Source organism: Rhodovulum sp. BSW8 (genome assembly GCF_003314725.1).
Lineage (GTDB): Bacteria > Pseudomonadota > Alphaproteobacteria > Rhodobacterales > Rhodobacteraceae > Rhodovulum > Rhodovulum visakhapatnamense.
In genome coordinates, this window is the sequence record NZ_QNVX01000050.1 from 18496 (window position 1) to 44081 (window position 25586).

26 protein-coding genes and 1 pseudogene are annotated in these 25586 nt (G+C 66.8%); 16 read left to right on the forward strand and 11 right to left on the reverse strand.

Annotated features, from left to right (window positions below; translation table 11 throughout):
* Window positions 1–42: 42 nt before the first annotated feature.
* The 4 genes from DSD19_RS17910 to folK all read right to left on the reverse strand — a co-directional run bounded on the left by DSD19_RS17910 (window position 43) and on the right by folK (window position 3940).
* On the reverse strand, window positions 43–690 hold the full coding sequence (locus DSD19_RS17910; protein WP_075787229.1) for a DUF2062 domain-containing protein: 648 nt from the start codon (window positions 688–690) through the stop codon (window positions 43–45).
* Between the two features lie 29 nt (window positions 691–719).
* Entirely contained in the window at window positions 720–2837 is a 2118-nt protein-coding gene (locus DSD19_RS17915; RefSeq protein WP_075787693.1) for a bifunctional (p)ppGpp synthetase/guanosine-3',5'-bis(diphosphate) 3'-pyrophosphohydrolase, read from the reverse strand.
* A gap of 61 nt (window positions 2838–2898) precedes the next feature.
* On the reverse strand, window positions 2899–3264 hold the full coding sequence (gene rpoZ, locus DSD19_RS17920; protein WP_075787228.1) for a DNA-directed RNA polymerase subunit omega: 366 nt from the start codon (window positions 3262–3264) through the stop codon (window positions 2899–2901).
* Window positions 3265–3301: 37 nt separating this feature from the next.
* The gene (gene folK / locus DSD19_RS17925; protein ID WP_113670597.1) at window positions 3302–3940 is read right to left on the reverse strand and encodes a 2-amino-4-hydroxy-6-hydroxymethyldihydropteridine diphosphokinase; all 639 of its coding nucleotides are present in this window, start codon (window positions 3938–3940) and stop codon (window positions 3302–3304) included.
* 117 nt (window positions 3941–4057) lie between these two features.
* Between folK and DSD19_RS17930 the strand changes: the two genes are divergently transcribed.
* The 8 genes and pseudogenes from DSD19_RS17930 (at window position 4058) to DSD19_RS17965 (ending at window position 9272) form a co-directional block, all read left to right on the forward strand.
* Window positions 4058–4630: an NYN domain-containing protein gene (locus tag DSD19_RS17930; RefSeq protein WP_113670598.1), complete on the forward strand. Its 573-nt coding sequence runs from the start codon at window positions 4058–4060 to the stop codon at window positions 4628–4630.
* A gap of 104 nt (window positions 4631–4734) precedes the next feature.
* Window positions 4735–5181 (forward strand): YqaA family protein, encoded by a 447-nt coding sequence (locus tag DSD19_RS17935; protein ID WP_113670599.1) that lies wholly within the window; start codon window positions 4735–4737, stop codon window positions 5179–5181.
* A gap of 64 nt (window positions 5182–5245) precedes the next feature.
* Entirely contained in the window at window positions 5246–6196 is a 951-nt protein-coding gene (gene ispH / locus DSD19_RS17940) for a 4-hydroxy-3-methylbut-2-enyl diphosphate reductase (RefSeq protein ID WP_113670600.1), read from the forward strand.
* Window positions 6196–6810: a LysE family translocator gene (locus tag DSD19_RS17945; protein WP_075787223.1), complete on the forward strand. Its 615-nt coding sequence runs from the start codon at window positions 6196–6198 to the stop codon at window positions 6808–6810. Before ispH ends, DSD19_RS17945 begins: the two co-directional genes overlap by 1 nt.
* A complete protein-coding gene (locus DSD19_RS17950; RefSeq protein ID WP_113670601.1) occupies window positions 6807–7259 on the forward strand; it encodes a DUF3429 domain-containing protein in 453 nt (150 codons plus the stop codon). The genes DSD19_RS17945 and DSD19_RS17950 overlap by 4 nt, the downstream gene beginning before the upstream one ends.
* On the forward strand, window positions 7256–7852 hold the full coding sequence (locus DSD19_RS17955) for a bifunctional 2-polyprenyl-6-hydroxyphenol methylase/3-demethylubiquinol 3-O-methyltransferase UbiG (protein ID WP_113670602.1): 597 nt from the start codon (window positions 7256–7258) through the stop codon (window positions 7850–7852). The genes DSD19_RS17950 and DSD19_RS17955 overlap by 4 nt, the downstream gene beginning before the upstream one ends.
* Window positions 7853–7929: 77 nt before the next feature.
* The gene (rnhA, locus tag DSD19_RS17960) at window positions 7930–8382 is read left to right on the forward strand and encodes a ribonuclease HI (RefSeq protein WP_075787220.1); all 453 of its coding nucleotides are present in this window, start codon (window positions 7930–7932) and stop codon (window positions 8380–8382) included.
* 77 nt (window positions 8383–8459) lie between these two features.
* Window positions 8460–9272: pseudogene (locus tag DSD19_RS17965) on the forward strand (IS5 family transposase).
* A gap of 20 nt (window positions 9273–9292) precedes the next feature.
* Here DSD19_RS17965 and DSD19_RS17970 read toward each other — a convergent pair.
* Together DSD19_RS17970 and DSD19_RS17975 are read right to left on the reverse strand one after the other, a co-directional pair.
* Window positions 9293–10117: an acyl dehydratase gene (locus tag DSD19_RS17970; protein ID WP_113670603.1), complete on the reverse strand. Its 825-nt coding sequence runs from the start codon at window positions 10115–10117 to the stop codon at window positions 9293–9295.
* Window positions 10118–10172: 55 nt separating this feature from the next.
* Window positions 10173–10727: an NADPH-dependent FMN reductase gene (locus tag DSD19_RS17975; RefSeq protein ID WP_075787217.1), complete on the reverse strand. Its 555-nt coding sequence runs from the start codon at window positions 10725–10727 to the stop codon at window positions 10173–10175.
* A gap of 101 nt (window positions 10728–10828) precedes the next feature.
* Between DSD19_RS17975 and DSD19_RS17980 the strand changes: the two genes are divergently transcribed.
* Window positions 10829–12499 (forward strand): thiamine pyrophosphate-binding protein, encoded by a 1671-nt coding sequence (locus DSD19_RS17980; RefSeq protein ID WP_113670604.1) that lies wholly within the window; start codon window positions 10829–10831, stop codon window positions 12497–12499.
* 4 nt (window positions 12500–12503) lie between these two features.
* Here the strand turns inward: DSD19_RS17980 and DSD19_RS17985 are convergent, their stop codons facing one another.
* Entirely contained in the window at window positions 12504–13196 is a 693-nt protein-coding gene (locus DSD19_RS17985) for an aspartate/glutamate racemase family protein (protein ID WP_113670605.1), read from the reverse strand.
* Window positions 13197–13355: 159 nt separating this feature from the next.
* Between DSD19_RS17985 and DSD19_RS17990 the strand changes: the two genes are divergently transcribed.
* From DSD19_RS17990 to DSD19_RS18000, 3 genes are all read left to right on the forward strand, one after another.
* Window positions 13356–13649 (forward strand): hypothetical protein, encoded by a 294-nt coding sequence (locus tag DSD19_RS17990; RefSeq protein WP_113670606.1) that lies wholly within the window; start codon window positions 13356–13358, stop codon window positions 13647–13649.
* 116 nt (window positions 13650–13765) lie between these two features.
* Window positions 13766–16165: a phenylalanine--tRNA ligase subunit beta gene (gene pheT / locus DSD19_RS17995; RefSeq protein ID WP_113670607.1), complete on the forward strand. Its 2400-nt coding sequence runs from the start codon at window positions 13766–13768 to the stop codon at window positions 16163–16165.
* Between the two features lie 24 nt (window positions 16166–16189).
* Window positions 16190–16834, forward strand: coding sequence for a phosphoribosyltransferase (locus DSD19_RS18000; RefSeq protein ID WP_113670608.1), 645 nt, complete (start codon window positions 16190–16192; stop codon window positions 16832–16834).
* A gap of 16 nt (window positions 16835–16850) precedes the next feature.
* On the opposite strand, the gene pheS is transcribed toward DSD19_RS18000, so the two are convergent.
* From pheS to DSD19_RS18015, 3 genes are all read right to left on the reverse strand, one after another.
* Complete coding sequence (gene pheS / locus DSD19_RS18005) at window positions 16851–17924, reverse strand: phenylalanine--tRNA ligase subunit alpha (RefSeq protein ID WP_113670609.1); 1074 nt, start codon at window positions 17922–17924, stop codon at window positions 16851–16853.
* A 69-nt stretch (window positions 17925–17993) separates the two neighbouring features.
* Window positions 17994–18719, reverse strand: a complete 726-nt coding sequence (gene recO / locus DSD19_RS18010; protein WP_075787692.1) for a DNA repair protein RecO — start codon at window positions 18717–18719, stop codon at window positions 17994–17996.
* Between the two features lie 62 nt (window positions 18720–18781).
* Window positions 18782–19108: a DUF1491 family protein gene (locus DSD19_RS18015; RefSeq protein WP_075787210.1), complete on the reverse strand. Its 327-nt coding sequence runs from the start codon at window positions 19106–19108 to the stop codon at window positions 18782–18784.
* Window positions 19109–19216: 108 nt separating this feature from the next.
* Here DSD19_RS18015 and DSD19_RS18020 point away from each other — a divergent pair, with 108 nt between their 5' ends.
* On the forward strand, window positions 19217–19480 hold the full coding sequence (locus DSD19_RS18020) for a hypothetical protein (RefSeq protein ID WP_133260467.1): 264 nt from the start codon (window positions 19217–19219) through the stop codon (window positions 19478–19480).
* A gap of 478 nt (window positions 19481–19958) precedes the next feature.
* On the opposite strand, the gene DSD19_RS18025 is transcribed toward DSD19_RS18020, so the two are convergent.
* Window positions 19959–22106: a methyl-accepting chemotaxis protein gene (locus DSD19_RS18025; protein ID WP_113670611.1), complete on the reverse strand. Its 2148-nt coding sequence runs from the start codon at window positions 22104–22106 to the stop codon at window positions 19959–19961.
* A 350-nt stretch (window positions 22107–22456) separates the two neighbouring features.
* Between DSD19_RS18025 and ugpB the strand changes: the two genes are divergently transcribed.
* The 3 genes from ugpB (at window position 22457) to ugpE (ending at window position 25586) form a co-directional block, all read left to right on the forward strand.
* On the forward strand, window positions 22457–23773 hold the full coding sequence (gene ugpB / locus DSD19_RS18030) for a sn-glycerol-3-phosphate ABC transporter substrate-binding protein UgpB (protein ID WP_113670612.1): 1317 nt from the start codon (window positions 22457–22459) through the stop codon (window positions 23771–23773).
* Window positions 23774–23842: 69 nt separating this feature from the next.
* Window positions 23843–24727 carry a sn-glycerol-3-phosphate ABC transporter permease UgpA gene (gene ugpA, locus DSD19_RS18035; RefSeq protein ID WP_113670613.1) on the forward strand — a complete coding sequence of 295 codons (885 nt, stop codon included), beginning with the start codon at window positions 23843–23845 and terminating at the stop codon, window positions 24725–24727.
* A 10-nt stretch (window positions 24728–24737) separates the two neighbouring features.
* Window positions 24738–25586, forward strand: a complete 849-nt coding sequence (gene ugpE, locus DSD19_RS18040) for a sn-glycerol-3-phosphate ABC transporter permease UgpE (protein WP_113670614.1) — start codon at window positions 24738–24740, stop codon at window positions 25584–25586.

The following is a 25586-nucleotide window of genomic DNA, read 5'->3' on the forward strand; positions in this document are numbered from 1 at the left end:
CCTCTGGGGCGCGCCTGGCCTGCGTCAGGTGGGGCAGGGGCGTCAGCCCCGGTCTTCCGCCTTGACCGCGGCGGCCGCGCGCAGCTCGCTCAGTTTCTTCTTCAGCCGCCCGCGGCGGCGGTTCTGATACGCAGTCAGCACCGGAACGCTGACATAGTACGAGATCAGCCCGGCGACCACACCGAGGATGCAGCCGCCCACCATGTAGGGCAGGAACACCTCGTGATAGAAGGTCGACAGCCGCGCCCAGTGCGGCACCGCATCGGTGAAAAGCGCGATCAGGTTGCTTTTGAGATCGAGCGCGGCGCCGGTGAACTTGGCCACGAGCGTCTCGTCGACATTCTCGTCGAAGCGGGTGCCCAGGAGGAAGTGCCCCAGCTTCAGCGACGCCACCCCGATCGGCACATAGGTCAGCGGATTGCCGACCAGCGTCGACAGAAGGCTGGCCAGGATGTTGCCCCGCATCGCCTTGGCCAGCACCGCGGCGATCACGAAATGCAGGCCGTAGAACGGGGTGAAGGTCGCGAAGACGCCCGCAAAGATGCCGCGGCCGATCTTGTTCGGCGTGTCGGGCAGGCGGCGCAGGCGGTGCGAGATGTAATAGGCCGCCCGTCCCCATCCGCCGCGCGGATACACGCTGTCGAGCAGGATCTTGCCGACGCTTCGTCTGTCGCGGCGCTTGAATACCAAGCCTTGGGTCCTTTCCGGCGGGTGGCCCCTTACATCGCGCGCTCGGGGTTTCGGTATCTCTCTATCTCGGCCACGTCGCTTTCGGCCTCAAGGGCGGTCATCACGGTGTGAAGATGTTCGACGTCCCGCAGATCCACTTGAACAAGCAAGCGGTAAAAATCGGGCTTCTTGTCGACGAATTCGAGATCCGAGATATTGGCCTTCTGTTCGCCGATCAGGGTGCAGATCCGGCCGAGCACGCCGGCATCGTTGCGGATTGTCAGCAGGAAGCCCACGTTATGCACCGCCGGGTGCTTGCCCGAATGCCAGTGCAGATCGACCCAGCGGTCGGGCTGTTCCTCGAATTTCTCCAGCACCGGGCAGTCGATCGCATGCACGATCACCCCCCGGCCGCGATAGGTGATGCCGACGATCCGTTCGCCCGGGACCGGCTGGCAGCAGGGCGCACGGGTGAAGGATTCGTCCGGGCTGAGGCCGATCACCGCGCGGGTCGCGTCGATCTCGTCGCCGGTGGTGTTGGCAAGCTCGGGGTACAGCGCCTCGACCACGTCCTGGGCGCGCAGCTCGGCCGAGCCGAGCCGGGCCAGCAGCTCGGCCGAACTGGAAAGCCCGAAGGTCTTGGCCGCCGTCCGAAGCGCCTTGTCGGTGGCCTTCTTGCCCAGATGTTCGAAGGCGACCCGCGCCAGTTCGCGCCCCAGCTTGATATACCGCTCGCGGTCTTCCTCGCGCAGCGACTTGCGGATCGCGGCCTTGGCGCGGCCGGTGACCACGATATCGATCCAGGTCGCCTGCGGGCGCTGGCCCTCGGCGGTGATGATCTCGACCGACTGGCCGTTCTTCAGCCGGGTCCACAGCGGCACGCGGATGCCATCGACCTTGGCGCCGACGCAGCTGTCGCCGATCCGGGTGTGGATCGCATAGGCGTAATCCAGCGGCGTGGCGCCCCGGGGCAGCTTGACCACATCGCCCTTGGGCGAGAAGCAGAACACCTGATCGGAATACATCTCGAGCTTCACATGCTCGAGAAACTCGTCATGGTCCTCGGTCTCGAACCGCTCGGTCAGCGAGGCGAGCCATTTGGCCGGATCGACCGCGAAGGGGTTCGAGGCCCTGACGCCATCTCGATAGGACCAGTGCGCGGCCACGCCCGATTCCGCCACCTCGTGCATTTGCCGGGTGCGGATCTGCACCTCGACCCGCTTGCCGTCGCGCCCCGACACGGTGGTCTGGATCGAGCGGTAGCCGTTCGACTTGGGCTGGCTGATATAGTCCTTGAACCGCCCCGGCACCGCGCGCCAGCGCTGGTGGATCGCCCCCAGCACACGGTAGCAGTCGCCTTCGGTCTGGGTGATCACGCGAAAGCCGTAGATGTCCGACAGCCGCGAGAAGCCCTGGCCCTTCTCTTCCATCTTGCGCCAGATCGAATAGGGCTTCTTGGCCCGGCCGAAGACATCGGCCTCGATCCCCTCGCGGTCCAGTTCCTTGCGGATGTCCTGGGTGATCTGCTGGATCACATCGCCGGATTCGCGCTGCAGCGTGATGAAACGGCGGATGATCGAGTTGCGCGCCTCGGGGTTCAGCACCCGGAAGGCCAGGTCCTCCAGCTCCTCGCGCATCCACTGCATGCCCATCCGGCCGGCAAGCGGCGCATAGATGTCCATGGTCTCGTGGCTCTTGCGGACCTGCTTTTCGGGCGGCAGCGACTTGATCGTGCGCATGTTGTGCAGCCGGTCCGCCAGCTTGACGAGGATGACCCGCAGGTCCTTCGACATCGCCATGAAGAGCTTGCGGAAGTTCTCGGCCTGCTTGGTCTCGTTCGAGGCAAGCTGCAGGTTGGTCAGCTTGGTCACCCCGTCGACCAGCTCGGCCACCTCGCGGCCGAACAGGCGCTCGATCTCCGAGAAGGTCGACTTGGTATCCTCGATGGTGTCATGCAGCAACGCAGTGACGATGGCCGCATCGTCCAGCCGCTGTTCGGTCAGGATCGCGGCGACCGCGACCGGATGCATGAAATATTCCTCGCCCGACCGGCGCAGCTGGCCGGCATGCATCTCGCGCCCATAGGCATAGGCGCGGCGGATCAGGTCTTCGTCCGTGCGGGGGTTGTAGTTGTGGACCAGCGAGATCAGGTCTTCGACGTCGATCATCTGGTCGCCATCTTGAAGGGGGGCGCGCCGGATCGCCAAATCCGTCCGCGCCCCGGCCGTCCTACTTTTGACCCTGTGCTTCCATCAGCGCGCGCAGGAGCTTTTCTTCCGACATGTCGTCGTCCGACGGGCGGTCGGGTTCGCTGACCGCGCCGCTGCCCATCAAAAGCGCCATCGAATCCTCTTCGGGTTCGTCGACCTCGATCTGGGTCTGGTGCGCCTCGATCATCCGCTCGCGCAGATCGTCGGCCGACTGGGTTTCCTCGGCGATTTCGCGCAGCGCCACCACCGGGTTCTTGTCGTTGTCGCGGTCCACGGTGAGGCTCGCACCCGAAGCGACTTCGCGGGCGCGATGGGCGGCAAGCATCACCAGCTCGAACCGGTTCGGTACCTTGTCGACACAATCTTCGACCGTCACGCGGGCCATGGGTCTCTCCGCTCCATTGGAAAGTTGAAGCCCCTATCTATTGGGTTGGATAGGTCTTGACAAGAGCGGATACACCTGTCCAAGGGCCGGAAACCGGGGAAATCCGTCCGATTTCGGCCTCTGGCAGGGCGGTCAGCAGCTCTGCCGCGGTCCGGTCCAGCACCGGGTGACGCCAGTCCGGCGCGATTTCGGCGAGCGGCACCAGCACGAACCCCCGATCCTGAATCCTCGGATGGGGCAGGATGGCCCGGTCCGGCGCCTCGCGTGCCTGCGTCTCGGGCGACAGCGCCATCCAGTGCGCCTGGGTGGCGGCATCGGGCAGCACCGCGCCGCCGAGATCGAGCAGATCGAGATCGAGCGTCCGCGGCGCCCAGCGGGTATGGCGTTCGCGGCCGAACCGGGCCTCGATCGCGTGCAGCCGGGCCAGCAGGGCCGGGGCCTCAAGGTCGGTCGCGATCTCTACAACTGCGTTCACGAAATCGGGGCCGGACCCTTCGGGCACGCTGGGCGTGTGGTAAAATCGGCTGATCCTTGCGACGTGCACCGATTCGCTGTCCAGCGCGACGAGGCCCGCGGCCAGGGTCGATTCAGGCGAACCTCCGCCGAAAGCGACATTGCCGCCGAGGGCAACCAGTCCTTTTGGCCGGGACGGGGTTGATTTTTCTGGTTGCGGCATAGGGTGCTATCCTTACATGTTCATCGGCAGCCCGCAGGACTTCGTTTTTCAAGCACGCGCCTTACCACGTTCCACTCTCGGCGTTCGTCCGGCGGGCGCTGACCAGAAGGACCAACGATGTTTTACAGAGACGAGCGCTTGGCGCTGTTCATTGATGGATCGAACCTTTATGCGGCCGCAAAGGCACTTGGCTTCGACATCGACTACAAGCTCCTGAGACAGGAATTCATGCGCCGCGGCAAATTGCTGCGGGCGTTCTACTACACCGCCCTGCTCGAGAACGACGATTACTCTCCGATCCGGCCGCTTGTCGACTGGCTGAACTACAACGGCTTCACCATGGTGACGAAGCCCGCGAAGGAATACACCGACAGCCAGGGCCGCCGGAAGGTCAAGGGCAACATGGATATCGAACTGACCGTCGATGCCATGGAGCTGGCCCCCCGGGTCGATCACATCGTCCTGTTTTCGGGCGATGGCGACTTCAAGCCCCTGATCGAGAGCCTGCAACGCCAGGGAGTCCGGGTCTCGGTCGTGTCGACCATCCGCAGCCAGCCTCCGATGATCGCCGACGAATTGCGTCGCCAGGCGGACAATTTCATCGAGCTGGACGAACTGAAAGAGGTGATCGGCCGTCCGCCGCGCGAACCCCGCGCCGAGCCCCGGTCGGAGCTGGCCCAGAACGACTGACCCCTGACCGCCCGCGGGGCCCCTGTCTCGTCCCCTTTTCGTGACCCGGTTCCGTGCTCGCAGCGTGCTTGAAAGACGGGCGTCGCATCTCATTTGATGAGGCGATGCCCGTCACCGCCGTCACCCTTCAGCTTGTCTCGCTTTTCGCCGCGGCCTTCGGGGCCGCGACGATCCTGCCATTCCAGTCCGAGGTGGTTTTCGTCGGGCTGCAACTGGCCGGGCAGATCGGCATCGGCTGGCTGATCCTGGTGGCCAGCATCGGCAATGTGCTGGGGGCCGTGGTGAACTACGTGCTCGGCCGCGGCATCGAGAGGTTCCGCCACCGCCGCTGGTTTCCTGCCAGCGAGGCGCAGCTTGCCCGGGCGCAACGCTGGTACGGGCGCTGGGGCGTCTGGTCGCTTCTGCTGAGCTGGGCGCCCTTTGGCGATGCCTTCACGGTGGTCGCGGGCATGATGCGCACGCCGGTCTGGCTGTTCGTGCTGCTGGTCACGCTGGCCAAGACCGGGCGATATGCCGCGCTTGCCTGGGCCACCGCGGCGGCCTCTGGCTGAGCCCCGGACTTTACCTGCGGCCCGGCCGGGTTTACCTCTGACAGTCGAACAGGAGACAGAGCCCATGACCAAGCCCCCGCTGACTCTCTATCTTGCCGCCCCCCGGGGCTTCTGTGCCGGTGTCGATCGCGCGATCAAGATCGTCGAGGCCGCTCTCGGGAAATGGGGCGCCCCGGTCTATGTCCGTCACGAGATCGTCCACAACAAGTTCGTGGTCGACCGGCTGCGCGACATGGGTGCCGTCTTCGTCGAGGACCTGGACGACTGCCCGCCCGACCGGCCGGTGATCTTCTCGGCCCATGGCGTGCCGAAGGCGGTGCCGGCCGAGGCCGAGCGCCGCGCGATGGTCTATGTCGACGCGACCTGCCCGCTTGTGTCCAAGGTCCATCTCGAGGCTCAGCGCCATCACGAGAACGGCAAGCAGATGGTGATGATCGGCCATCGCGCCCACCCCGAGACCATCGGCACCATGGGCCAGCTGCCCGAGGGCGAGGTGCTGCTGATCGAGACCGCCGACGAGGTTGCGGGGCTCGAGGTGCGCGATCCCGACCAGCTGGCCTACATCACCCAGACCACGCTGTCGATCGACGACACCGTGGGCGTGGTCGCGGCGCTGAAGGCGCGGTTCCCGAATATCGAGGGGCCGCACAAGGAAGACATCTGCTACGCCACCACCAACCGCCAGGGCGCGGTCAAGACGGTGGCGCCCAGGGTGCAGGCGCTGCTGGTGGTCGGCGCGCCGAACTCGTCGAATTCGCGCCGTCTGGTCGAGGTCGCCGCCAATGCGGGTTGCGACTACGCGCAACTGGTGCAGCGCGCCGCCGATATCGACTGGCGCGCGCTCGAGGGCGTCTCGGCCATCGGACTGACCGCCGGGGCCTCGGCCCCCGACGTGCTGATCGAGGAAGTGGTACAGGCGTTCCGCGACCGGTTCGACCTGAGTGTCGAAGAGGTCGTGACCGCCGACGAGACCATCGAGTTCCGCCTGCCGCGCATCGTGCGCGAGCTGGCCTGATGCTCTCGGCGCAGTTCCTGCTGACCGCGCTGGTGGTGGTTCTGGCCCCGGGCACGGGCGTCGTCTACACGCTGATGATGTCGTTGGGTCAGGGGCGCCGGGCCGCGCTGCCTGCCGCGCTGGGCTGCACCCTCGGCATCGTGCCGCATCTGGCCGCCGCCATGCTGGGGCTGGCGGCGCTTCTGCATTCCTCGGCGGTTCTCTTTCAGATCGTCAAGTTCGCGGGCGTCGCCTATCTGCTGTATCTGGCCTGGCAGGCCGTGCGGCAGGGCGGCGCGCTGCAGATCGGCGAACGGGCCGGGCGCGACGGCTTTTTCCGCATCGCCCTGCGCGGCGCGCTGATCAACATTCTCAATCCCAAGCTCTCGATCTTCTTCCTGGCGCTCTTGCCGCCCTTCCTGTCGGGCAATCCGGCCACGGCTACCGCCGAGATGCTGGCGCTGGGCGGGATCTTCATGGGCCTGACGCTGGCGGTCTTTCTGGGCTACGGGCTGTTCGCCGCCGCCGCCCGCGACCGGCTGCTGGCCAGTGCCCGGGTCATGGCCTGGATGAACCGGGGCTTTGCCGCCGTCTTCGCCGGGCTCGGCCTGAAACTGGCCTTCGAGAAAGCATGACCGGCATTCCCCGCGCGCCGCGTCTGCTGGGCCTGGCCGGGCTCGCGCCGCTTCTGTGGGGCACGCTCAGCGCGACCGTGCCGGGCCTTTTCGATATCGGCATCCAGACCGTCGGCCCCCGCTTCATGGGGATCTACCTGCTGAACTTCTACGGCACGGTGTTGCTGGTCTTCATGTCGGGCATCCTCTGGGGCTTTGCCAGCCGCGCTGACGGTCCCGTGGCTGGCCCGGCCTACGGGCTTTCGGCCCTGCCCGCGATCTGGGCCTTCCTGATGGTGGGCGGCGGCCCCGAAAGCAGCCTTGTCGCGCTGATCGGGGGCTATCTGGGGCTTCTCTTGCTCGACGGCTTCTTCTGGAAGATCGGGCTGGCGCCCGCCTGGTGGCTGCGGCTGCGCCTGCCGCTGGTCGCGGTCGCTGTGGGCTGCCTCGCGCTGCCGCTGCTGCTGTGAGCGACGCGAAGACGCTGGCCGTCTACGCGGCCCGGGCCGAAGCCTATTCCGCGATCCATCACGGTCAGGTCGCGCAGGACCGGCTGGCGGCCTTCATCGCGCGCCTGCCCAAGGGCGGCACCGCGCTCGATCTGGGCTGCGGGCCGGGCTGGGCGGCGGCCGAGATGGCGGCGGCGGGGCTTTGCGTCACCGCCCTTGACGCCTGCCCCGAAATGGCCGCCGCCGCCCGTGCCCGCTACGGGATCGAGGTCGAGGTCGCGGGCTTTGCAGACCTCGCGGCCGAGGCCGCCTTCGACGGGATCTGGGCCCATTTCAGCCTGCTGCACGCGCCGCGCGCGGCGTTGCCCGCGCATCTGGCCGCCATTGCCCGCGCGCTGCGTCCGGGCGGGATCTTCGCGGTCGCGATGAAACAGGGGCAGGGCGAGGCGCGCGACCGGATCGGGCGGCTTTACACCTATGTCGCTCCGGTCGAATTCCGCTGCGCGCTGGAGCAGGCGGGCCTGAGCGTCGAGGCCGAAGAGACCGAGCCCGGCACGGGTTTCGACGGCAGCCCTTTTGCCAGCCTCTATCTGCTGGCCCGCCGCGCCGCCTGATCCCGGGTCAGCGACGGGCGCCGATTGACCCCGCGCGCGCCGCACCCTACACCCTCCGGACCAGGAAGGACAGGATCATGGCCGAGCTTTTCGCCTATACCGACGGTGCCTGCAGCGGAAACCCGGGACCGGGCGGCTGGGGCGTTCTTTTGCTGGCGCGCGAGGGCGATGCCGTGGTCAAGCAGCGCGAGCTTTCGGGCGGCGAGGCGGCGACCACCAACAACCGGATGGAGCTTCTGGCCGCGATAAGCGCGCTGGAAAGCCTGAGCCGCCCGTCCGAAATCACCGTCGTCACCGACAGCGCCTATGTGAAGAATGGTGTCACCGGCTGGATTCACGGCTGGAAGAAGAACGGCTGGAAGACCGCAGCGAAAAAGCCCGTGAAGAATGTCGAGCTTTGGCAAAGGCTCGATGCGGCGCAGGCCCGCCACAAGGTGATCTGGACCTGGGTCAAGGGTCATGCCGGTCATCCCGAGAACGAACGCGCCGACGAACTGGCCCGGGCGGGCATGGCTCCCTACAAGCGCTAGGGTCAGGATGCATTGATTTTCGACGCGCTGCGTGATTCACGGCCTGTACAACGGAGCGGTGACATGCGCGACCTGTACTGGCCGACGAGCGGATGGCCAAGCTTGCCCCTTTCTTCCCCAAGTCCCACGGCAAGCCTCGGGTCGATGACAGACGGGTCTTGAGCGGGATTATCCTCCTCAATCGCAATGGCTTGCGCTGGCGCGACGCGCCCGAAGCCTACGGACCGCACAAGACGCTGTACAGCCGGTGGAAGCGTTGGAGCGAGAAAGGCATCTTCGCCAGGATGATGGCCGGGTTGGCGGCCGAACACGGCGAGCAGAAGACCGTAATGATCGATGCGACCTATCTGAAGGCGCCCCGCACAGCGACCGGCATGGCCGCGAAAGAGGGGGGCCGCCCGATCAGGCGGAGTTCTCAGGAAAACGATCCGGGGGATCGTTTTCCTGAGAACTGGCGGCATGAACACCAAGTTGCACGCCATCTGCGACAGCAAGGGACGGCCGTTCAACCTGTTCGTAACGGCAGGACCGGTGAGCGACGACATCGGCGCGCGGGCACTGCTCGGCCCCCTGCCAAAGGTCGGCTGGTTGCTCGGGGATCGCGGCCATGACGCCGACTGGTTCACAGACGCGTTGAAAGACAAAGGGATACGCGCCGTTCGGGGCAGATTTGATCCACTGGATCAAATCCTGTCGCCCGTCACCCCCGGCAGAAAGCAACGCAAGACCCCGGTCAAATACGACAGGCGCCGATACAAGCGGCGCAACCGCATCGAGATCATGTTCGGCAGGCCAAGGACTGGCGGCGCGTGGCGACACGCTACGATCGCTGTCCCAAGGTGTTCCTCTCCGCCAGCGCCCTCGCAGCGGTCGTCATCTGCTGGTTATGAATCCTGACCCCAGGGCCGGGTCACAGCGAACTGGGCGCGAAGACGGCCTCGCCCATCACCGCCAGCCGCCCGTCCTCGCCGCGGATCCAGTAGCGATCGCCCGCGCGGCAGAGCTGCACCGTCTCGAAATCGAAGACCGGCGCATAGGCGCGCAGGCTGAAATGCCGGATCGTGCCATGGGCATTGGCCCGCAGCATCAGGAACTGCGCCAGAAGCTGGCCATGAACCACAAGACCCGGATAGCCTTCGACCCGCTGGCAATAGTCACGGTCGTAATGGATGCGGTGACCGTTCAGAGTCAGCGCCGAATAGCGGAACAGGAGCGTGGGCGTGAAGGTCAGGTCGATCGCGTCGTCCCAGACTTCGGGCGCCGCGGGGGCGGGCGGGCGCGGGCGGGCAGGGTCGGGATCGGGCAGATAGACCAGATCCTCGTATTCGGTGACCCGCAGCATGCCCCCCTCGACGATGTCGTGGCGCAGCGTGACGAAGGCCAGTGGCCCCGACCGGCCGGTCTTGATCTGGACCTTCTCGATGGTCGAGGTCTTCTGCGCCGGCAGCCCCTGGCGCAGCGGGCCGAAGAAGGTCAGCCGTCCGCCGGCCCACATCCGCCGCGGAAGGCCCAGATCGGGAATGAACCCGTCGCCGCCGATATGCGGATGGCCGTCGCGCCCAAGGTCTTCGGGGCGGTGCACGTCCCAGAAATAGACCTGGTGGAAATAGGGCGGCAGCGGGTCGTAATGTCCCGGTGGCTTGCCGTCGAGGCCGAGGGCAAGGAACAGTGCCACGATCCGGGTCGGATCGAGCACATCCGTGGCGACCTGCGACTTTCCAACGGCGTCTTCCATAAGCGGGACCCTAGCTTTTCAACAGTTTTCGCGCAACGCGCATGCGCGCCCGTGATTAATGCCCGACAGCTGGTGAAATTTCGGTTTTCAACGCCTGCATCAGGGTCTCGAGAGCCTTGAGGTTGATTTCGTTCGTCAACCGCCCCTGGGCGTCGAACTGGCCGGGAGCCTGCCCCACCAGAACCTCGGGTCCGGCCAGCACCCGCGCCCGGAACGGCACCAGGCACAGCCTGAGTGCGAATTGCGTCCGCTCGCCCCCGGCCCGGCCGCCCGCCGCCGAAACGATGGCCACCGGCTTGTCGGCCCAGGGATTGCCCTCGGTCCGGCTGACCCAGTCGAGCGCGTTCTTCAGGACGCCGCTGATGCTCTTGTTGTATTCGGGGCCCGCGATCACCACGGCATCGGCCGCGGCGATCTGATCGGCGAGGCGCTGGACCTCGGGCGGAATGCCCGCCTCGTCCTGCAGATCCTGATCGAAGAGGGGCAGCCGAAGGTCGGCCTCGACGAACTCGGCCGGATCGAAGATCCGCGCCGCCTCGCGCAGCAGCATCCGGTTATACGACGCCTTGCGCAGCGCTCCGGCAATTCCCAGCAGCTTGTGGTCCGACATCTGTCCTCTCCATTCGGTTGCCGTCCGCAGCGGCGCGCCTTGCTCCTGCCGCAGGCTTGGCGCAGGCTGCGCCCGATGGGGAGCGGAGGAAAGGGAAAAACATGCGGCGTCATGGCGGAAAGATCCTGGCCGATCAGCTGGCGATCCAGGGAGTGGAGCGGGTGTTCTCGGTCCCTGGCGAAAGCTTTCTCGCGGCCCTCGACGGGCTTTACGATGTGGGCATTCCCAATGTGGTCTGTCGCCACGAGGGTGGCGCGGCGATGATGGCCGAGGCCCATGCCAAGCTGACCGGCCGGCCCGGGGTGCTTTTCGTCACCCGTGGTCCGGGGTCCTGCAACGCCGCCAGCGGGCTGCATGTGGCGCGGCAGGATTCGACGCCGATGGTGGTCTTCGTCGGCCAGATCGCGCGCAGCGACCGCGACCGCGAGGCATTCCAGGAACTCGACTACCGGCGCTTCTTCGGGCCGCTGGTCAAGTGGGTGGCCGAGGTCGACGAGACGCGGCGGCTGCCCGAATACATCTCGCGCGCCTTCCATGCGGCACAATCGGGGCGCCCGGGGCCGGTCGTGCTGGCCCTGCCCGAGGACATGCTGAGCGGCTTTGCCGAGGTGCCCGACATTCCGGCCCGGGTCTGGCCCGAGCCCGACCCGACCCCGGCGCAGGTGGCTGCGGTTCTCGCCGCCCTGGACGAGGCCGAGCGGCCGCTGGTCGTTGTCGGCGGGCCGCACTGGTCGGCGCAGGCGGCGGCCGATCTGGCGATCTTCGCCGAACGCCGTGACCTGCCGGTCGCGGTCAGCTTCCGCCGTCAGGACCGGCTCGACAACCGCCACCCGAACTATGTCGGCGATCTTGGCGTTGGCATGAACCCGGTGCTGGGCCAGCGTCTGCGGGATGCCGATCTGGTGATCGCGCTGGGCACCCGGCTGGGCGATACCGCGACGGCGGGCTATTCGCTGATGGACCCGGCCATGCAGGACAAGCGCGTCGTGCATGTCCATCCCGACCCCGACGAGCTTGGCCGGGTCTGGCGCCCCGATCCGGGCATCGCGCTGACCGCGCCGGATGTGGTCGCGGCGCTGGCGCGGGCGGACGGGCCGTCCACGCCGCCGCGCTGGTCGGCCTGGACCCGCGCCGCCCGCGCGGATTACGAGGCCTGGACCGCGCCGAAGCCGACGCCGGGCGCGGTGCGGATGGAAGAGGTCGTGACCCACCTGTCGGAGACCTTGCCGGAAACGGCGGTGCTGACCAATGGCGCGGGCAATTACGCGGCCTTCCTGCACCGCTATTTCCGCTATCGCGGGCCCGGCACCCAGCTGGCGCCGACCTCGGGATCGATGGGCTACGGCTTCCCTGCGGCAATCGCGGCCAAGCTGGCGCGGCCCGACGTTCCGGTGGTCTGCCTCGCGGGCGACGGGTGTTTCCAGATGACCCTGAACGAAATGTCGACGGCGGTGCAGCACGGCGCGAATATCGTGGTGATCGTCGCCAATAACGGCCGCTACGGCACCATCCGCATGCATCAGGAACGGAAATATCCCGGCCGGGTCAGCGGCACCGATCTGGCCAATCCCGACTTCCCGGCGCTGGCCCGGGCCTATGGCGGCGACGGGGTGACGGTGACCGATCAGGCGGCCTTCCCCGAGGCGCTGGCGCAGGCGCTGGGGGCCGACCGCCCCTTCGTGATCGAGCTGCGGCTGGACCCCGAGGCCCTGGCCACCGGGCTGACCCTGTCCGAGGCGCGGGCGCTGGGCGAGGCGGCGAAAACTGGCTGAGCGGTCAGGCCGCCAAAGCCAGTTCCAGCGCGGCGGCGCAGTGAATTTCGGTCGTGTCGAAGACCGGCAGCGGCGCGTTCGCGGCGTTCAGCAGCAGGCCCACCTCGGTGCAGCCAAGGATCACGCAATCGGCGCCGCGCTTGGCCAGCCGCCCGGCGATCTCGACATAGCTCTGGCGGCTTTCCTCGCGCACCATGCCGACGCACAGCTCGTCATAGATGATGCGGTGGGTCTCGGCCCGGTCCTCGGGGCCGGGCAACATCGGGTCCAGCCCGGCGGTGCGCAGCCGGTCGGTGTAGAAGCTCTGCTCCATCGTATAGGCGGTCGCCATCAGTCCCGGCCGTTTCAGCCCCGCCGCGCTGATCTGATGCGCGGTCGCGTCGGCGATATGCAGGAACGGGATCGACACGCCGTCCAGCATCGACTCGACCAGCTTGTGCATGGTGTTGGTCGCCAGCATCAGGAAATCGGCGCCGCCCGCTTCCAACGCCCGGGCCTCGCGGTTCAGCATCAGACCCGCCGCGTCCCAGTCGCCCGCCGCCTGCATTTCCTCGACCAGGGCAAAGTCGAGCGAGCGGATCAGCAGATCCGCCGAGTGCAATCCGCCCAGCCGCGCCCGCGCGCCCCGGTTCAGCACGTCGTAATATAGTGCCGTCGAGGCGGCCGACATGCCGCCCAGTATGCCGATGGTTTTCATTTGCCTGCTCCTTGGTCTTTTTTCACCATGCTCGCGCCGGGTCCCGGTCCGCGCAAGACGGCTGCGGGCGCGGGCGGGCATACCCTGCAGGACTCCTGCCGACTGTGGCGCCAACCGCACGTTTACTTAACGTAAACCATGTTCGGAGGAGCTTGGAGGATGGTCCGCATTCTGTGCATTGCCCTGATTCTCGTCGTTTCGGCCTGCGACTCGCCGGGCATGGACTATGCCGGCATTCCCCCGGTCATGGTCGAAATCGACGGCTCGCGCTTCGCCGTGCGCCGCAAGGGGGGCGAGGCGCAGGCGATTCGGCTCAACCGTGAATACCGCGCGGGCACGATGGCCCGGGCGTTCCGCGCGATCGAGACCGGCTCCGGCTGCGCGATCCGGCCCGATACGCTCAGGGGCGATCCGGCGGTGGCCTATGCCAGGCTGACCTGCCCCGGGGCCTGACCGCGCGGCGGCACCGCCCGGCCCGCCACGCCGGTCGCCGGGCCTAGCCCCTTTCGCCGCACGGTCCTTTGGGCTAGAGACAGGCCCGACCCGCGACCCCAGAAGGCTCATCCACGATGAAATTCACCCTGTCCTGGCTGAAGGAGCACCTCGAGACCGAGGCCACGCTCGACGAGATCCTCTATGCGCTGACCGACCTCGGGCTCGAGGTCGAGGGCGTCGAGAACCCGGCCAGGGCATTGCAGGACTTCACCATCGGCAAGGTCCTGAAGGCCGAACAGCATCCGGATGCCGACCGGCTTCGGGTCTGTCAGGTCGCGACCGGGCAGGGCGAGAAACAGATCGTCTGCGGCGCGCCCAATGCGCGCGAGGGCATCACCGTCGTGATCGCCCATCCGGGCATGTATATCCCGGGCATCGACACCACCATCCAGGTCGGCAAGATCCGTGGCGTCGAAAGCCATGGCATGATGTGTTCGGAACGCGAGATGGAGCTGTCGGACGAACATGACGGCATCATCGAGCTGCCTTCGGGCGAGGTCGGGCAGGGCTTTGTCGACTGGCTGGCGGCGAACGATCCGGCCAAGGTCGATCCGGTGATCGAGATCGCGATCACGCCGAACCGGCCCGATGCGCTGGGCATCCATGGCGTCGCCCGCGATCTGGCCGCGCGCGGCGTCGGGCGGCTGAAACCGGTCGAGGTGGCGCCCGTCGCAGGCAGCTTCCCCTGTCCGGTCGACGTCACCATCGACCCCGAGACCCGGGAACGCGCCTGCCCGGTCTTCTACGGCCGTGCGATCCGCGGCGTGAAGAACGGCCCCTCGCCGAAATGGCTGCAACAGCGGCTGAAGGCGATCGGGCTCCGGCCGATCTCGGCGCTGGTCGATATCACCAACTACTTCACCTATGACATGAACCGCCCGCTGCATGTCTTCGACATCGCCAAGCTCGCCGGAGGGCTCAGGGTCCATGCCGCAGAGGGCGGCGAGGAGTTCCTCGCGCTCGACGGCAAGACCTATGTCATGGACCCCGGCATGACCGTGATCTCGGACGCAACCGGCGTCGAGAGCCTGGGCGGCGTGATGGGCGGCGAGGCGACCGGCTGCACCGAAGAGACCGTCGATGTCTTCCTCGAGGCGGCCTATTTCGACCCGATCCGCACCGCCATGACCGGCCGCGCGCTGAAGATCAACTCGGATGCGCGCTACCGCTTCGAACGCGGCATCGACCCGGCCTGGACGCCCCTGGGCATCGAGGCCGCGACCCGGATGATCCTCGATCTCTGCGGCGGCGAGGCCTCCGAGCTGGTGGTCGCGGGCGCCGTGCCGGACGTGGCGCGGGCCTACCGGCTGGATACCGACCGGGTCGAAAGCCTGGTCGGCATGGAGATCCCGGCCGAGACCCAGCGCGCCACGCTGACGGCCCTTGGCTTCCGGATGGAGGGCGACATGGCTCATGTGCCCTCCTGGCGCCCGGATGTGCTGGGCGAGGCCGATCTGGTCGAGGAGGTGGCCCGCGTCGCCTCGCTGACGAAGCTCGAGGGCAGGCCGATGGCGCGGCCGCAGCCTGGCGTGCCGACCGCGATCCTGACGCCCATGCAGCGCCGGTCCTCGGCCGCGCGGCGGACCTGCGCGGCGCTGGGCTATAACGAATGCGTCACCTATTCCTTCGTCGACCGCGCCAGTGCCGCGCTCTTCGGCGGCGGCAGCGACGCGATGGCGCTGGAAAACCCGATCTCTTCCGAGATGAGCCATATGCGGCCCGACCTGCTGCCGGGGCTGTTGCAGGCTGCGGCGCGGAACCAGGCGCGCGGCTTTGCCGATCTGGCGCTGTTCGAGGTCGGTCCCGCCTTCCAGGGCGCCGAACCGGGCGAACAGCATATCCAGGCGGCGGGGCTTCTGGTCGGCGCCTCGGCCCCGCGCGATCCCTACGGTTCGCGCCGCCCGGTCGATCTTTACGACGCCAAGGCCGATTGCGAGGCGGTGCTGGCCGCCATCGGCGCCCCCGCCAGGGCGCAGATCCTGCGCGAGGCACCGGGCTGGTGGCATCCGGGCCGCTCGGGCCGGATCTGCCTCGGACCCAAGAAGGTGCTGGCCACGTTCGGCGAGCTTCACCCCAAGGTTCTGGCCGAGATGAACGTGAAGGGCCCCGCAGTCGCCTTCACTGTCTTCGTCGAGGAACCGCCGACGCCGCGCCGCAAGGGGGCCACCCGCGATGCGCTGACGGTTTCGGACCTGCAGGCGGTGGAACGCGACTTTGCCTTCGTGCTGGATGCGGGCGTCGAGGCGATCAACGTGGTCAATGCCGCGGCCGGGGCCGACAAGGCGCTGATCGAGGAGGTCCGGGTCTTCGACGAATTCGTCGGCGGCGCGCTGGGCGAGGGCAAGAAGTCGCTGGCGATCACGGTGCGGCTGCAACCGACCGACCAGACCCTGACCGAGAAGGACATCGAGGCTGTCGGTCAGAAGATCGTGGCCAAGGTTGAAAAGGCGACGGGCGGCACGCTCCGGCGCTGAGCCGCGCAGGGGGAGGGTGAGGCAATGTTTCAGTCCCGCGATGCGGCCGGACGGCTGCTGGCAGAAAAGGTTCTGGCGGCGGCCCCGGAAAACCCCGTGGTGCTGGCCCTGCCGCGCGGCGGCGTGCCGGTCGCGGCCCCCGTGGCCGAGGCGCTGGGCTGTCCTCTCGATCTGACTTTCGTGCGCAAGATCGGGATGCCGGGCAATCCGGAACTGGCTGCGGGCGCGGTGGTCGACGGCGCCGCGCGCGAGGTCGTCTTCAATGCCGAGATTCTGGCCGCCGCGGGGCTCACCCAGGCCGATGTCGCGCCCGAGGTCGAGGCCCGGCTTGCCGACATCGCCGAGGCGCGCCGCCGCATTCTGGGCGGCCGCACGCCCGAAAAGGTCTCGGGCCGGACGGCCATCGTCGTCGATGACGGGCTTGCGACCGGGGCTACCGCGCGTGCGGCGCTACGGGCGCTCCACAATCGCGGCCCGCTCGAGGTCTGGCTGGCGGTGCCGGTCGGCCCGCAGGAGACGGTCTGGAAGATGCGCGGCCTGACCGACCGGCTGATCTTTCTGGAAGCCCCCCGCCATTTCGTCGCCGTGGGCGCCCATTACGCCGATTTCGGTCAGGTCGAAGAAACCGATGTCACCCGGCTTTTGCAGGAGGCCCGGGCGCGGCGCTAGGGCCGCGCCGCCCGGCTCAGACGCTGAGCCCGCCCTGCAGCGTCGGCACGTCGAGCGCCGAAAAGCCGTAATGGCGCAGCCAGCGCAGGTCGCTGTCGAAGAAGGCGCGCAGATCGGGAATGCCGTATTTCAGCATCGCCAGCCGGTCGATCCCCATGCCGAAGGCAAAACCCTGCCACTGATCGGGGTCGACGCCCGCGGCGCTCAGGACCTTGGGATGCACCATCCCCGAGCCCAGGATCTCGAGCCAGTCGTTGCCCTCGCCGATCTTCAGGCTGCCGCCCGCCCAGGAACAGCGGATATCGACCTCGGCCGACGGCTCGGTGAAGGGGAAATGCGAGGCGCGGAACCGCAGCTCGACCCCCTCGACCTCGAAGAAGGCGCGGCAGAATTCCTCCAGCACCCATTTCAGGTTGGCCATCGAGATGTCGCGGCCGATCGCCAGCCCCTCGACCTGATGAAACATCGGCGTATGGGTCTGGTCATAGTCGCAGCGATAGACCCGGCCCGGCGCGATCACCCGGATCGGGGCGCCGGTCTCCTGCATCGCGCGGATCTGCACCGGCGAGGTATGGGTCCGCAGCACATGCGGCGGACGGTTGTCGCCTTCGGCGCGGGACATGAAGAAGGTGTCATGCTCCTGCCGGGCGGGGTGCTCGGGCGGGATGTTCAGCGCGTCGAAATTGAACCAGTCGGATTCGATCTGCGGCCCCTCGGCGACCGAAAAGCCCATATCGGCGAAGATCGCGGTGATCTCGTCGGTGACCTGGCTGACCGGATGGATCGTGCCTTGCCGCCGCGGCCGCCCGGGCAGCGTCACGTCCAGCCATTCGGCCTGAAGCCGTTCGTTCAGCGCGGCATCGGCCAGCGCCGCCTTCTTGGCCGCCAGCGCCGAATTGATTTCGTCCTTCAGCGCGTTCAGCTTCGGGCCCATCTGCTGACGCTCGTCGGGCGTCATCCTGCCCAGCTCGCGCATCATCAGGCTGACCTCGCCCTTCTTGCCGACGGCCTGCAGCCGCAGCTCTTCCAGCGCCGACTCGTCCGCCGCATCCGCAATCGCGCCGATATATTTCTGCCTGAGATCGTCCATGCGGGCCGCCCCTTCACATCCGTTCGGCGGCGTCGATAGCACAGGCCCTCGGGAAAGCAAATGCAGCGCTCAGCCGACGCGGGCCATGAGCCGCACCAGCCGCGCCCGCGCGCCCGGAAGCGGCCGGTCACCCAGCGCAGGCGCCAGCCAGGTGCCAAGGAAATGGCCCGTCAGCCGCAAGCCGTCGGCAATATCCCCGTCCCGGACCGGCGCTTGTCCCAAAAGGCAGGGCGGCAGGGGCAACAGCCGGTCGGCCCAGTCGCCCGCGCCCGCCGTGCTGACCGCCCGCCCCGTCCGGGGCGAGACATAGACCAGATCGTCGCGATCTCCGGTCACCGCGCAGCGGCTCAGATCAAGCCCGAACCCCGTCTCCTCCAGCAGCGCCAGTTCCCAGCGCAGATAAGCCAAAGGCCAGGGTCCGGGGGCGCCCAGAAGATCGAGCAGCGCGACCGACCGAGCGTAAAGCCCCGGATGCGGCGCTCGTTCTGGCAAGGCGAAGGCCAGCAATGCGGTCACCGCATCCAGCCCGGCCAGGGCCGCGGCATCGCCCAGCACATGGCCAAGGCGGCTTCGCAGCGGCTCGACCGTGTAGGCGCCCAGATGATCCTCGAGCCGCGCCTTCCACACCGCCGAAAGCTGCGCTCCGGGCTGCAGCACTGGCGCCAGCTTGCGGCCCGTACCGCCCCGCACCACTCCCAGATGGCGGCCGTGACCCGGGGTGAAAAGCTCGACAATGGCCGAACTTTCGCCATGCGGTCGCGCCGACAGAACCACACCCTCGTCATGCCACTCGATCACCGCCGTACCTCCGCTCCGGTCTTCTTCTTGGCAGAAATACCCATGACGCAACGGTGCCGTCATGCCAGGCCGGGGGCGTCCAGCAGGTGGCGGCCGCCCCGATCCTCGACCTCGATCACCCAGAGATCCGGGTCGAATCCGCGCTGCCGCCCGACCGCGCCATCGACCGCGGCCTCGTCGCCTTCGGCCAGCACCATCCACCGCCGATCGCCCGAGGTCAGGTCGAAAGCGCGCTGGAAGGCGCAGGCGTGCCCGTCGAGCGTGTTGAGCTTGACCAATACAGCTCCCGCCGTGTCGTCGCCATGCGCCACAACAAAGGCCGGAATGCCCTCCAGCCGCAGCCGCGCCAGATAGGCCTGCACCCAGAAGGCCGCAGTCAGGCGCATGCCACGCCCCCTTGGCCCGCCCGGCCCTTCGCCCTAAACTTCGAGACGACCGAATAAAAAGTCTTGCGACGCATGAAGGCCCTTCGCCAAATTCCGCCATTCTTCCTGATGATCTTCGGGGTCGGCATCCTGTTGAACCTCATCGTGCTGACCGGGCTCTCGCATGCGGCCATCCTCGTCATCTTGCAGCTTTTCGCGACGCTGGCCATGTGTGCGGCGCTTTACGCGCTGATCATCCGCCATTTCGTGACCCGGATCGGCGCGACGCCGTCCGCCGGTGCGGCCGAAACCGACGCGAAACACTCCGGCGGGTCCGAAACCCAAGTGGAGAGCGAGGCCGGTCTCGATCTGGGTGGGCGCGGGACCCGTTAGCTTTCCAGTACCTTTGGCACGGACCGGCGGCGATTCCCCGGAGGCGGCGGACCGGTGGCATGGCCAGGATCGGAGCAGGCGAGCGCGTCTCAAGGTTCCGTGCGCCGGGAGATACCGCGAGTCGTGCGAACCTGGAGCAGCAGAGCCGACTGACCGGGCATGGGTCGTGAGGACCCTGTTCGAGAAAGCGAAACCCGCTTTCTTCCGCCGGTCATTCTGGGCGTGCGATCCGGAAGACCGGAGCGGGGCTGGCGATGCGGCTCTGGAACGGCACCGACTTCACTCGCGTTGGCAGTTCCCGGCGCGCCCCGTGGATATCCAGAGGCACGCCGATAAAGCCCTGCGGCTGGGTCATAAGTTCGCTTTGGCGTTCGGGGATGGCCGGAGGATCCGTCTCATCGGCGGGCCGGATCGTTGCGGCCTGAACGCGTCTTGGCCATTTAAGGCAAAGGCTGGAATCCCGGATCGCGTTTCCCGCTCACTCGGCCGCGAAGCGGTGTGACTGCGCCTCCGATTCGTCGGGCAGACGGAACTGCTTGACCAGGTCGACCAGAGAGTCGGCCTCGCTGCGGAGCATCTGGCCCGCCGTCGCCGTTTCATCCAGGATCGCCGCGTTCTGCTGGACATCGCGGTCGAGCGCGCCGACCGCGGTGTTGATTTCGGTGATGCTGGTCGACTGTTCGATGGTATTGGCGGCGATGGCTGCCACCTTGTCGCAAACGCTGGTTACCGAGTCCTGAATTGCCCCCAGCGCGGCCACCGTGTCCGAAACGAGCTTCACCCCATCGGCCACATGCGTCTCGCTGCTGCGGATCAGCGCGGTAATCTCGCGCGCCGCTTCGGTCGCGCGCTGGGCCAGGGCGCGGACCTCCGAGGCCACCACGGCGAAGCCGCGGCCGGCTTCGCCCGCCCGGGCCGCCTCGACGCCCGCGTTCAATGCCAGCAGGTTGGTCTGGAAGGCTACATCCTCGATCATACCGGTAATCCGGCCGATGGCGCTTGAGGATTCCTCGATCCGGCGGATCGCGCCCACTGTCTTGTCGGCCACGGTTCGCGTGTTTTCGGCGCGGTCTCGGGCGGATTCCACGAATTGTTCGGCGCTCTTCGCGCTGTCGGCCGCCCCGCGCACGTTGTTGGCAAGCGTTTGCAGGGCGGCGGCGGTTTCTTCCAGCGACGCGGCAGAGTTCTGGCCGCGATGCGAGGCCTCGTCCGAGGCCGAGGCAATCCTGCGGGCCGTGCTGTTCAGAAGATCGCTGCTGGCGGACAGCTGGCGCAGGATGCTCGAGAGGCTGGACACCAGCGTGTCGATGGACTCCGAGATTTCGCTGAACACGCCATGGTGTCCGGACGGCATGTGCACCGTGAGATCGCCCTTGCTGAGCGTGTCGAGCACGATCAACACGTCGCCAAGGCCCTTCTGGGCAGCATCGCCGATGGCATTGACGCCACGCACCAGCACCGCCGAATTGCTGTCTTCGCCGGGATCGGGCAGCCGCTTGGAGAAATCGCCGGCGGCGCAGGCATCGATCACTTCGGAGATGTCGCGGTCGAGGCGGTCCTTCTGTGCCAACTCATGGCGGAAGCTGTCGACGGCCGCGGCGATGGCCGCCGTTTCAGAAATGCGCGACGTGCCGATATGCGGGGTATAGTCGCCCTTCATCATCTGCCGAAGGGCGATATCGATCCGGCGAAGCGGCCGCGAAATGGCGAACGAAAGCCAGATCGCAAGCACCACAAAGACGACAAGCCCACTCGCCCCGATCCAGTTTGACAGCCGTTCGGCCCGCGCCTTGGCGATCGCGGCGGTTGCGTTGACCTCGTCGGCGCGGCCGCGGACCGTAGCAACCAGCCGCGCAAGGATCGGCTCGGCTTCGGCGTAATGGGCAGAAAGGGACGCGCGCAGCGTCTGTTCGGCCAGGTTTTCCTCGACAAAGGCGGTGAAGGCTCCCTGATAGGTCGCGAGAAGCTGGTCGATTTCCTGGCGCTGCGCCGCGTCGGCGAAAAGGCTGTCGGGGAAGGCGTGAAATTCGTCGACGCGCGCATTCAGACGGTCCAGATACTTGGGATCGCCACGCAGGATGAAATCCTTTTCGTGGCGGCGCATCATCAGCATCTTGACCTGCATCTCAGGGTTGCCGATTTCTTCCAGCCGAGCCTCGATGCCATGCACCGCGTTCCGCAACTGGCCCTGAAGCCCGCTCTCTTCGTCGTAACCGAGGCGGCGACGGATCTCGACCAACCGGCCGAACTCCTCTCCGTAGGTCCGGATCGCGGACGTCAAGGCCACGAAGTCACGCTCGGACGCTTCAAGACCGCCAACGCGCTTGCCCAGGGCCTCGGCCGCTTCGGTATTGCGGGCGATCCCGTCCAGCGCTGCCGTCTGCTTGTCGACGAAGCTGTCCTCGTGACGCAGCAGAAAGTCCTTTTCCGCGCGGCGCGCCTGAAGCAGGCCGATCTCCACATCGGCAAGGGTCCTGTCTTCCTTGGCGATCAGCGAGATCTGTTCCTCTGCGGCGTCCCTCAGGCTGTCGACATGCAAGGCCAGGCCGATCAGGCCCAGCATGACGGCCGAGGCGAGAAGGACGATGGCCAGTATGGCTGTACGGATCGAGGTGGAGAATCGCATGATGGGTCCGGAAGCTCCATGGGTGCACCTTACCTAAGGCAAGGTTCTTTAATTGTTCGTGACGCGGCGCGGCTGGTTTCGCGGCGATGCCGCGAGGTTTTCCCTGCATTCAAAAGAAATGCCTCAGGTCCCGGGCCGTTGCCGTCGGGACCTGTCCCCGTAAGCTGTCCGACCTTCTGTCACGAGCGCGCGGCATTTTTACATCGGGATCATGTCCTTAAGGCGGTGCGGTTGCGGCGCACCCCTGCGGCACTCCGCTTGCACAGCTTTGCGCGCGAATGAAGAGAAACCGTTACAATTGGAGATTAGGGCTGCGCGGGTCGCAACCAGAACAGCGGGAGGATCACTCCATGACGCGCATTCTTCTTACCGGCGCCGCGGCGCTTGCCCTGACCGCCACAGCGGCTGCCGCCAAGACCCAGGTGACCTGGTGGCACGCCATGGGCGGCGAGCTTGGCAGCAAGCTCGAACAGATCGTCGCGGGCTACAATGCCAGCCAGGAGACTTATGAGGTCGTGCCGGTCTACAAGGGCGACTATACCGAGACCATGACTGCGGCCATCGCCGCCTTCCGCGCGGGCGAGCAGCCCGATATCGTGCAGGTCTTCGAGGTCGGTACCGGCACGATGATGGCCGCCAAGGGCGCGATCTACCCGGTCTATCAACTGATGCAGGAGGCCGGGGCCAGCTTCGATCCCAAGGCCTATCTGCCGGCCGTCGTGGGCTATTACACCGATACCGACGGCAACATGCTGTCGATGCCGTTCAACTCGTCGACCCCGATCCTTTACTACAACAAGGACATCTTCGCCGCCGCCGGGCTCGACCCCGAAACCGCGCCCGCGACCTGGGCCGATGTCGAGGCGATGTCAAAGACGATCCTGGCCAGCGGGGCGGCCAGATGCGGCTTTACCACCGGCTGGATCAGCTGGGTCCAGCTGGAAAACCTGTCGGCCTGGCACAACCAGCCGATCGGCACCGACGAGAACGGGTTCGGCTCGGTCGAGGCCAAGCTGACCGTCGACGGTCCGGTGCAGGTGCGCCACTGGGACAACCTCGCCCGCTGGCAGAAAGAGGGCGTCTTCAAGTATGGCGGCCCGGGCGGCGGCAGCGACGCGGCGCCGGCCTTCTATGCGGGCGAATGCGCGATGTACATGAACTCGTCGGCCTCGCGCGCGGGCGTCATGGCCAATTCGCAATTCCCGGTCGGCTTCGGCATGATGCCCTATTACGACGATGTCGAGGGCGCGCCGCAGAACTCGATCATCGGCGGTGCAACTCTGTGGGTGCTGCGGGGCCATTCCGAGGAAGAATACAAGGGCGTGGCCGACTTCTTCAGCTATCTGTCCTCGCCCGAGGTGCAGGCCGACTGGCACCAGTTCTCGGGCTATCTGCCGATCACCCAGGCGGCCTATGATCTGGGCAAGGCGCAGGGCTATTACGACCAGAACCCGGGCGCCGACATGGGCATCCGTGAGATCACGCTGAATCCGCCGACCCCGAATTCGAAGGGCCTGCGCTTCGGCAACTACGTGCAGATCCGTACCGTCATCGACGAGGAATTCCAGTCGCTGCTGGCGGGCAAGAAGAGCTCGCAACAGGCGCTGGACGCAGTGGTCGAGCGCGGAAACGCGCTGATCGAAGACTTCGCCGACGCCGTGAACTGACGAAACGAACCCACGGGCTCGCGACCTCGATGGCGCGGGCCCGTTTCCTTCGCCGGGAAGGGACGGAAAATGCAAAGCAGACGCGCGACCTACCGCAGCCCCTGGCTGCCCTATCTCCTTCTTGCGCCTCAGCTTCTGATCACCTTCGTCTTCTTCCTCTGGCCCGCCGGTCAGGCCGTGCGGCAATCCTTCCTGCGCGAGGACCCGTTCGGGCTTTCCACGCGCTTCGTCGGGCTCGACAATTACACCCGGCTCTTTCACGACCCGGGCTATCTGAATTCCTTCAAGGTCACGCTGGTCTTCTCGGTCTCGGTCGCCGCGCTGTCGATCGGGCTGGCGCTGTTGCTGGCGGTGTCGGCCGACCGGGTGATCCGGGGCCATCGCGGCTATACCACGCTTCTGGTCTGGCCCTATGCGGTCGCGCCCGCCGTGGCAGGGGTGCTGTGGTGGTTCATGTTCAACCCGACCATCGGCATCCTGCCCTATCTGTTGGGCGGGCTGGGCTATGCCTGGGACGACCGCCTGAAGCCCGGCGACGCGATGATCCTCGTGGTGCTGGCCTCGGCCTGGAAGCAGATCAGCTACAATTTCCTCTTCTTCCTCGCAGGCCTGCAGGCGATCCCGCAAAGCCTGCGCGAGGCCGCGGCCATCGACGGGGCCGGGCCGGTCAAGCGCTTCGTCACCATCGTCTTTCCGCTCTTGTCGCCGACCACCTTCTTCCTGCTGGTCGTGAACATCACCTACACCATGTTCGAGACCTTCGCGGTGATCGACGCCACCACCGGGGGCGGCCCGGCCCAGGCCACCAATATCCTCGTCTACAAGGTTTATCAGGACGGGTTCATCGGGCTGAACCTCGGGTCCTCGGCGGCGCAGTCGGTGGTGCTGATGGGGATCGTGATGGTCCTGACCTTCATCCAGTTCCGCTTCATCGAGCGGCGCGTGCAATACTGAGAGGCCCGCCATGGTCGAAAACCGTCCCGTCCTGACCGCGCTGGCCCATGCCGTCCTGATCCTTGGCGTGCTGGTCGTGGCCTTTCCGGTCTGGCTGGCCTTCGTCGCCTCGACCCATGCCTCGACCACCTTCCTGTCGGGGCTGGTGCCGCTTTGGCCGGGCGATCACTGGCGCGAAACCTACGGGCAGATGTTCGGCGCGGGGCTGTCGACCTCGGGCGCGCCGCCCCTGGGGCTGATGATGGGCAACAGCCTGATCATGGCGCTGTCCATCGCGCTGGGAAAGATCGCGATCTCGATCCTGTCGGCCTTCGCCATCGTCTTCTTCCGCTTTCCCTTCCGGCATCTGGCCTTCTGGCTGATCTTCGTGACGCTGATGCTGCCGGTCGAGGTGCGGATCGTGCCGACCTTCAAGGTGGTGGCCGATCTGGGGATGCTGAACAGCTATGCCGGGCTTGTGGTGCCGCTGATCGCCTCGGCGACGGCCACGTTCCTGTTTCGCCAGGTCTTCCTGACGATCCCCGACGAGCTGGTCGAGGCCGCCCGGATCGACGGCGCGGGGCCGCTGAAGTTCTTTCGCGACATCCTGCTGCCGCTCTCGCGCACCAACATGGCGGCGCTTTTCGTGATCCTCTTCATCTATGGCTGGAACCAGTACATCTGGCCGCTGATCGTGACCACGGATGAAAGCCTTTACACCGTCGTGATGGGCATCAAGCGCATGGTCGACGTGGCCGATGCCGAACCGCAATGGAACTATGTGATGGCGACCGCGACGCTGGCGATGCTGCCGCCGGTGCTGGTCGTCGTCGCGATGCAGCGGCTCTTCGTGAAGGGCCTGATCGAGCAGGAGAAATAG

Excerpts from the sequence above, each read along its gene's own strand:
- DSD19_RS17915 (WP_075787693.1), bottom strand. The coding sequence starts at position 2,837 with ATGATCGACGTCGAAGACCTGATCTCGCTGGTCCACAACTACAACCCC.
- rpoZ (WP_075787228.1), bottom strand. The coding sequence starts at position 3,264 with ATGGCCCGCGTGACGGTCGAAGATTGTGTCGACAAGGTACCGAACCGG.
- folK (WP_113670597.1), bottom strand. The coding sequence starts at position 3,940 with ATGCCGCAACCAGAAAAATCAACCCCGTCCCGGCCAAAAGGACTGGTT.
- DSD19_RS17930 (WP_113670598.1), top strand. The coding sequence starts at position 4,058 with ATGTTTTACAGAGACGAGCGCTTGGCGCTGTTCATTGATGGATCGAAC.
- DSD19_RS17935 (WP_113670599.1), top strand. The coding sequence starts at position 4,735 with ATGCCCGTCACCGCCGTCACCCTTCAGCTTGTCTCGCTTTTCGCCGCG.
- ispH (WP_113670600.1), top strand. The coding sequence starts at position 5,246 with ATGACCAAGCCCCCGCTGACTCTCTATCTTGCCGCCCCCCGGGGCTTC.
- DSD19_RS17945 (WP_075787223.1), top strand. The coding sequence starts at position 6,196 with ATGCTCTCGGCGCAGTTCCTGCTGACCGCGCTGGTGGTGGTTCTGGCC.
- DSD19_RS17950 (WP_113670601.1), top strand. The coding sequence starts at position 6,807 with ATGACCGGCATTCCCCGCGCGCCGCGTCTGCTGGGCCTGGCCGGGCTC.
- rnhA (WP_075787220.1), top strand. The coding sequence starts at position 7,930 with ATGGCCGAGCTTTTCGCCTATACCGACGGTGCCTGCAGCGGAAACCCG.
- DSD19_RS17970 (WP_113670603.1), bottom strand. The coding sequence starts at position 10,117 with ATGGAAGACGCCGTTGGAAAGTCGCAGGTCGCCACGGATGTGCTCGAT.
- DSD19_RS17975 (WP_075787217.1), bottom strand. The coding sequence starts at position 10,727 with ATGTCGGACCACAAGCTGCTGGGAATTGCCGGAGCGCTGCGCAAGGCG.
- DSD19_RS17980 (WP_113670604.1), top strand. The coding sequence starts at position 10,829 with ATGCGGCGTCATGGCGGAAAGATCCTGGCCGATCAGCTGGCGATCCAG.
- DSD19_RS17985 (WP_113670605.1), bottom strand. The coding sequence starts at position 13,196 with ATGAAAACCATCGGCATACTGGGCGGCATGTCGGCCGCCTCGACGGCA.
- DSD19_RS17990 (WP_113670606.1), top strand. The coding sequence starts at position 13,356 with ATGGTCCGCATTCTGTGCATTGCCCTGATTCTCGTCGTTTCGGCCTGC.
- pheT (WP_113670607.1), top strand. The coding sequence starts at position 13,766 with ATGAAATTCACCCTGTCCTGGCTGAAGGAGCACCTCGAGACCGAGGCC.
- DSD19_RS18000 (WP_113670608.1), top strand. The coding sequence starts at position 16,190 with ATGTTTCAGTCCCGCGATGCGGCCGGACGGCTGCTGGCAGAAAAGGTT.
- pheS (WP_113670609.1), bottom strand. The coding sequence starts at position 17,924 with ATGGACGATCTCAGGCAGAAATATATCGGCGCGATTGCGGATGCGGCG.
- DSD19_RS18015 (WP_075787210.1), bottom strand. The coding sequence starts at position 19,108 with ATGCGCCTGACTGCGGCCTTCTGGGTGCAGGCCTATCTGGCGCGGCTG.
- DSD19_RS18020 (WP_133260467.1), top strand. The coding sequence starts at position 19,217 with ATGATCTTCGGGGTCGGCATCCTGTTGAACCTCATCGTGCTGACCGGG.
- DSD19_RS18025 (WP_113670611.1), bottom strand. The coding sequence starts at position 22,106 with ATGCGATTCTCCACCTCGATCCGTACAGCCATACTGGCCATCGTCCTT.
- ugpB (WP_113670612.1), top strand. The coding sequence starts at position 22,457 with ATGACGCGCATTCTTCTTACCGGCGCCGCGGCGCTTGCCCTGACCGCC.
- ugpA (WP_113670613.1), top strand. The coding sequence starts at position 23,843 with ATGCAAAGCAGACGCGCGACCTACCGCAGCCCCTGGCTGCCCTATCTC.
- ugpE (WP_113670614.1), top strand. The coding sequence starts at position 24,738 with ATGGTCGAAAACCGTCCCGTCCTGACCGCGCTGGCCCATGCCGTCCTG.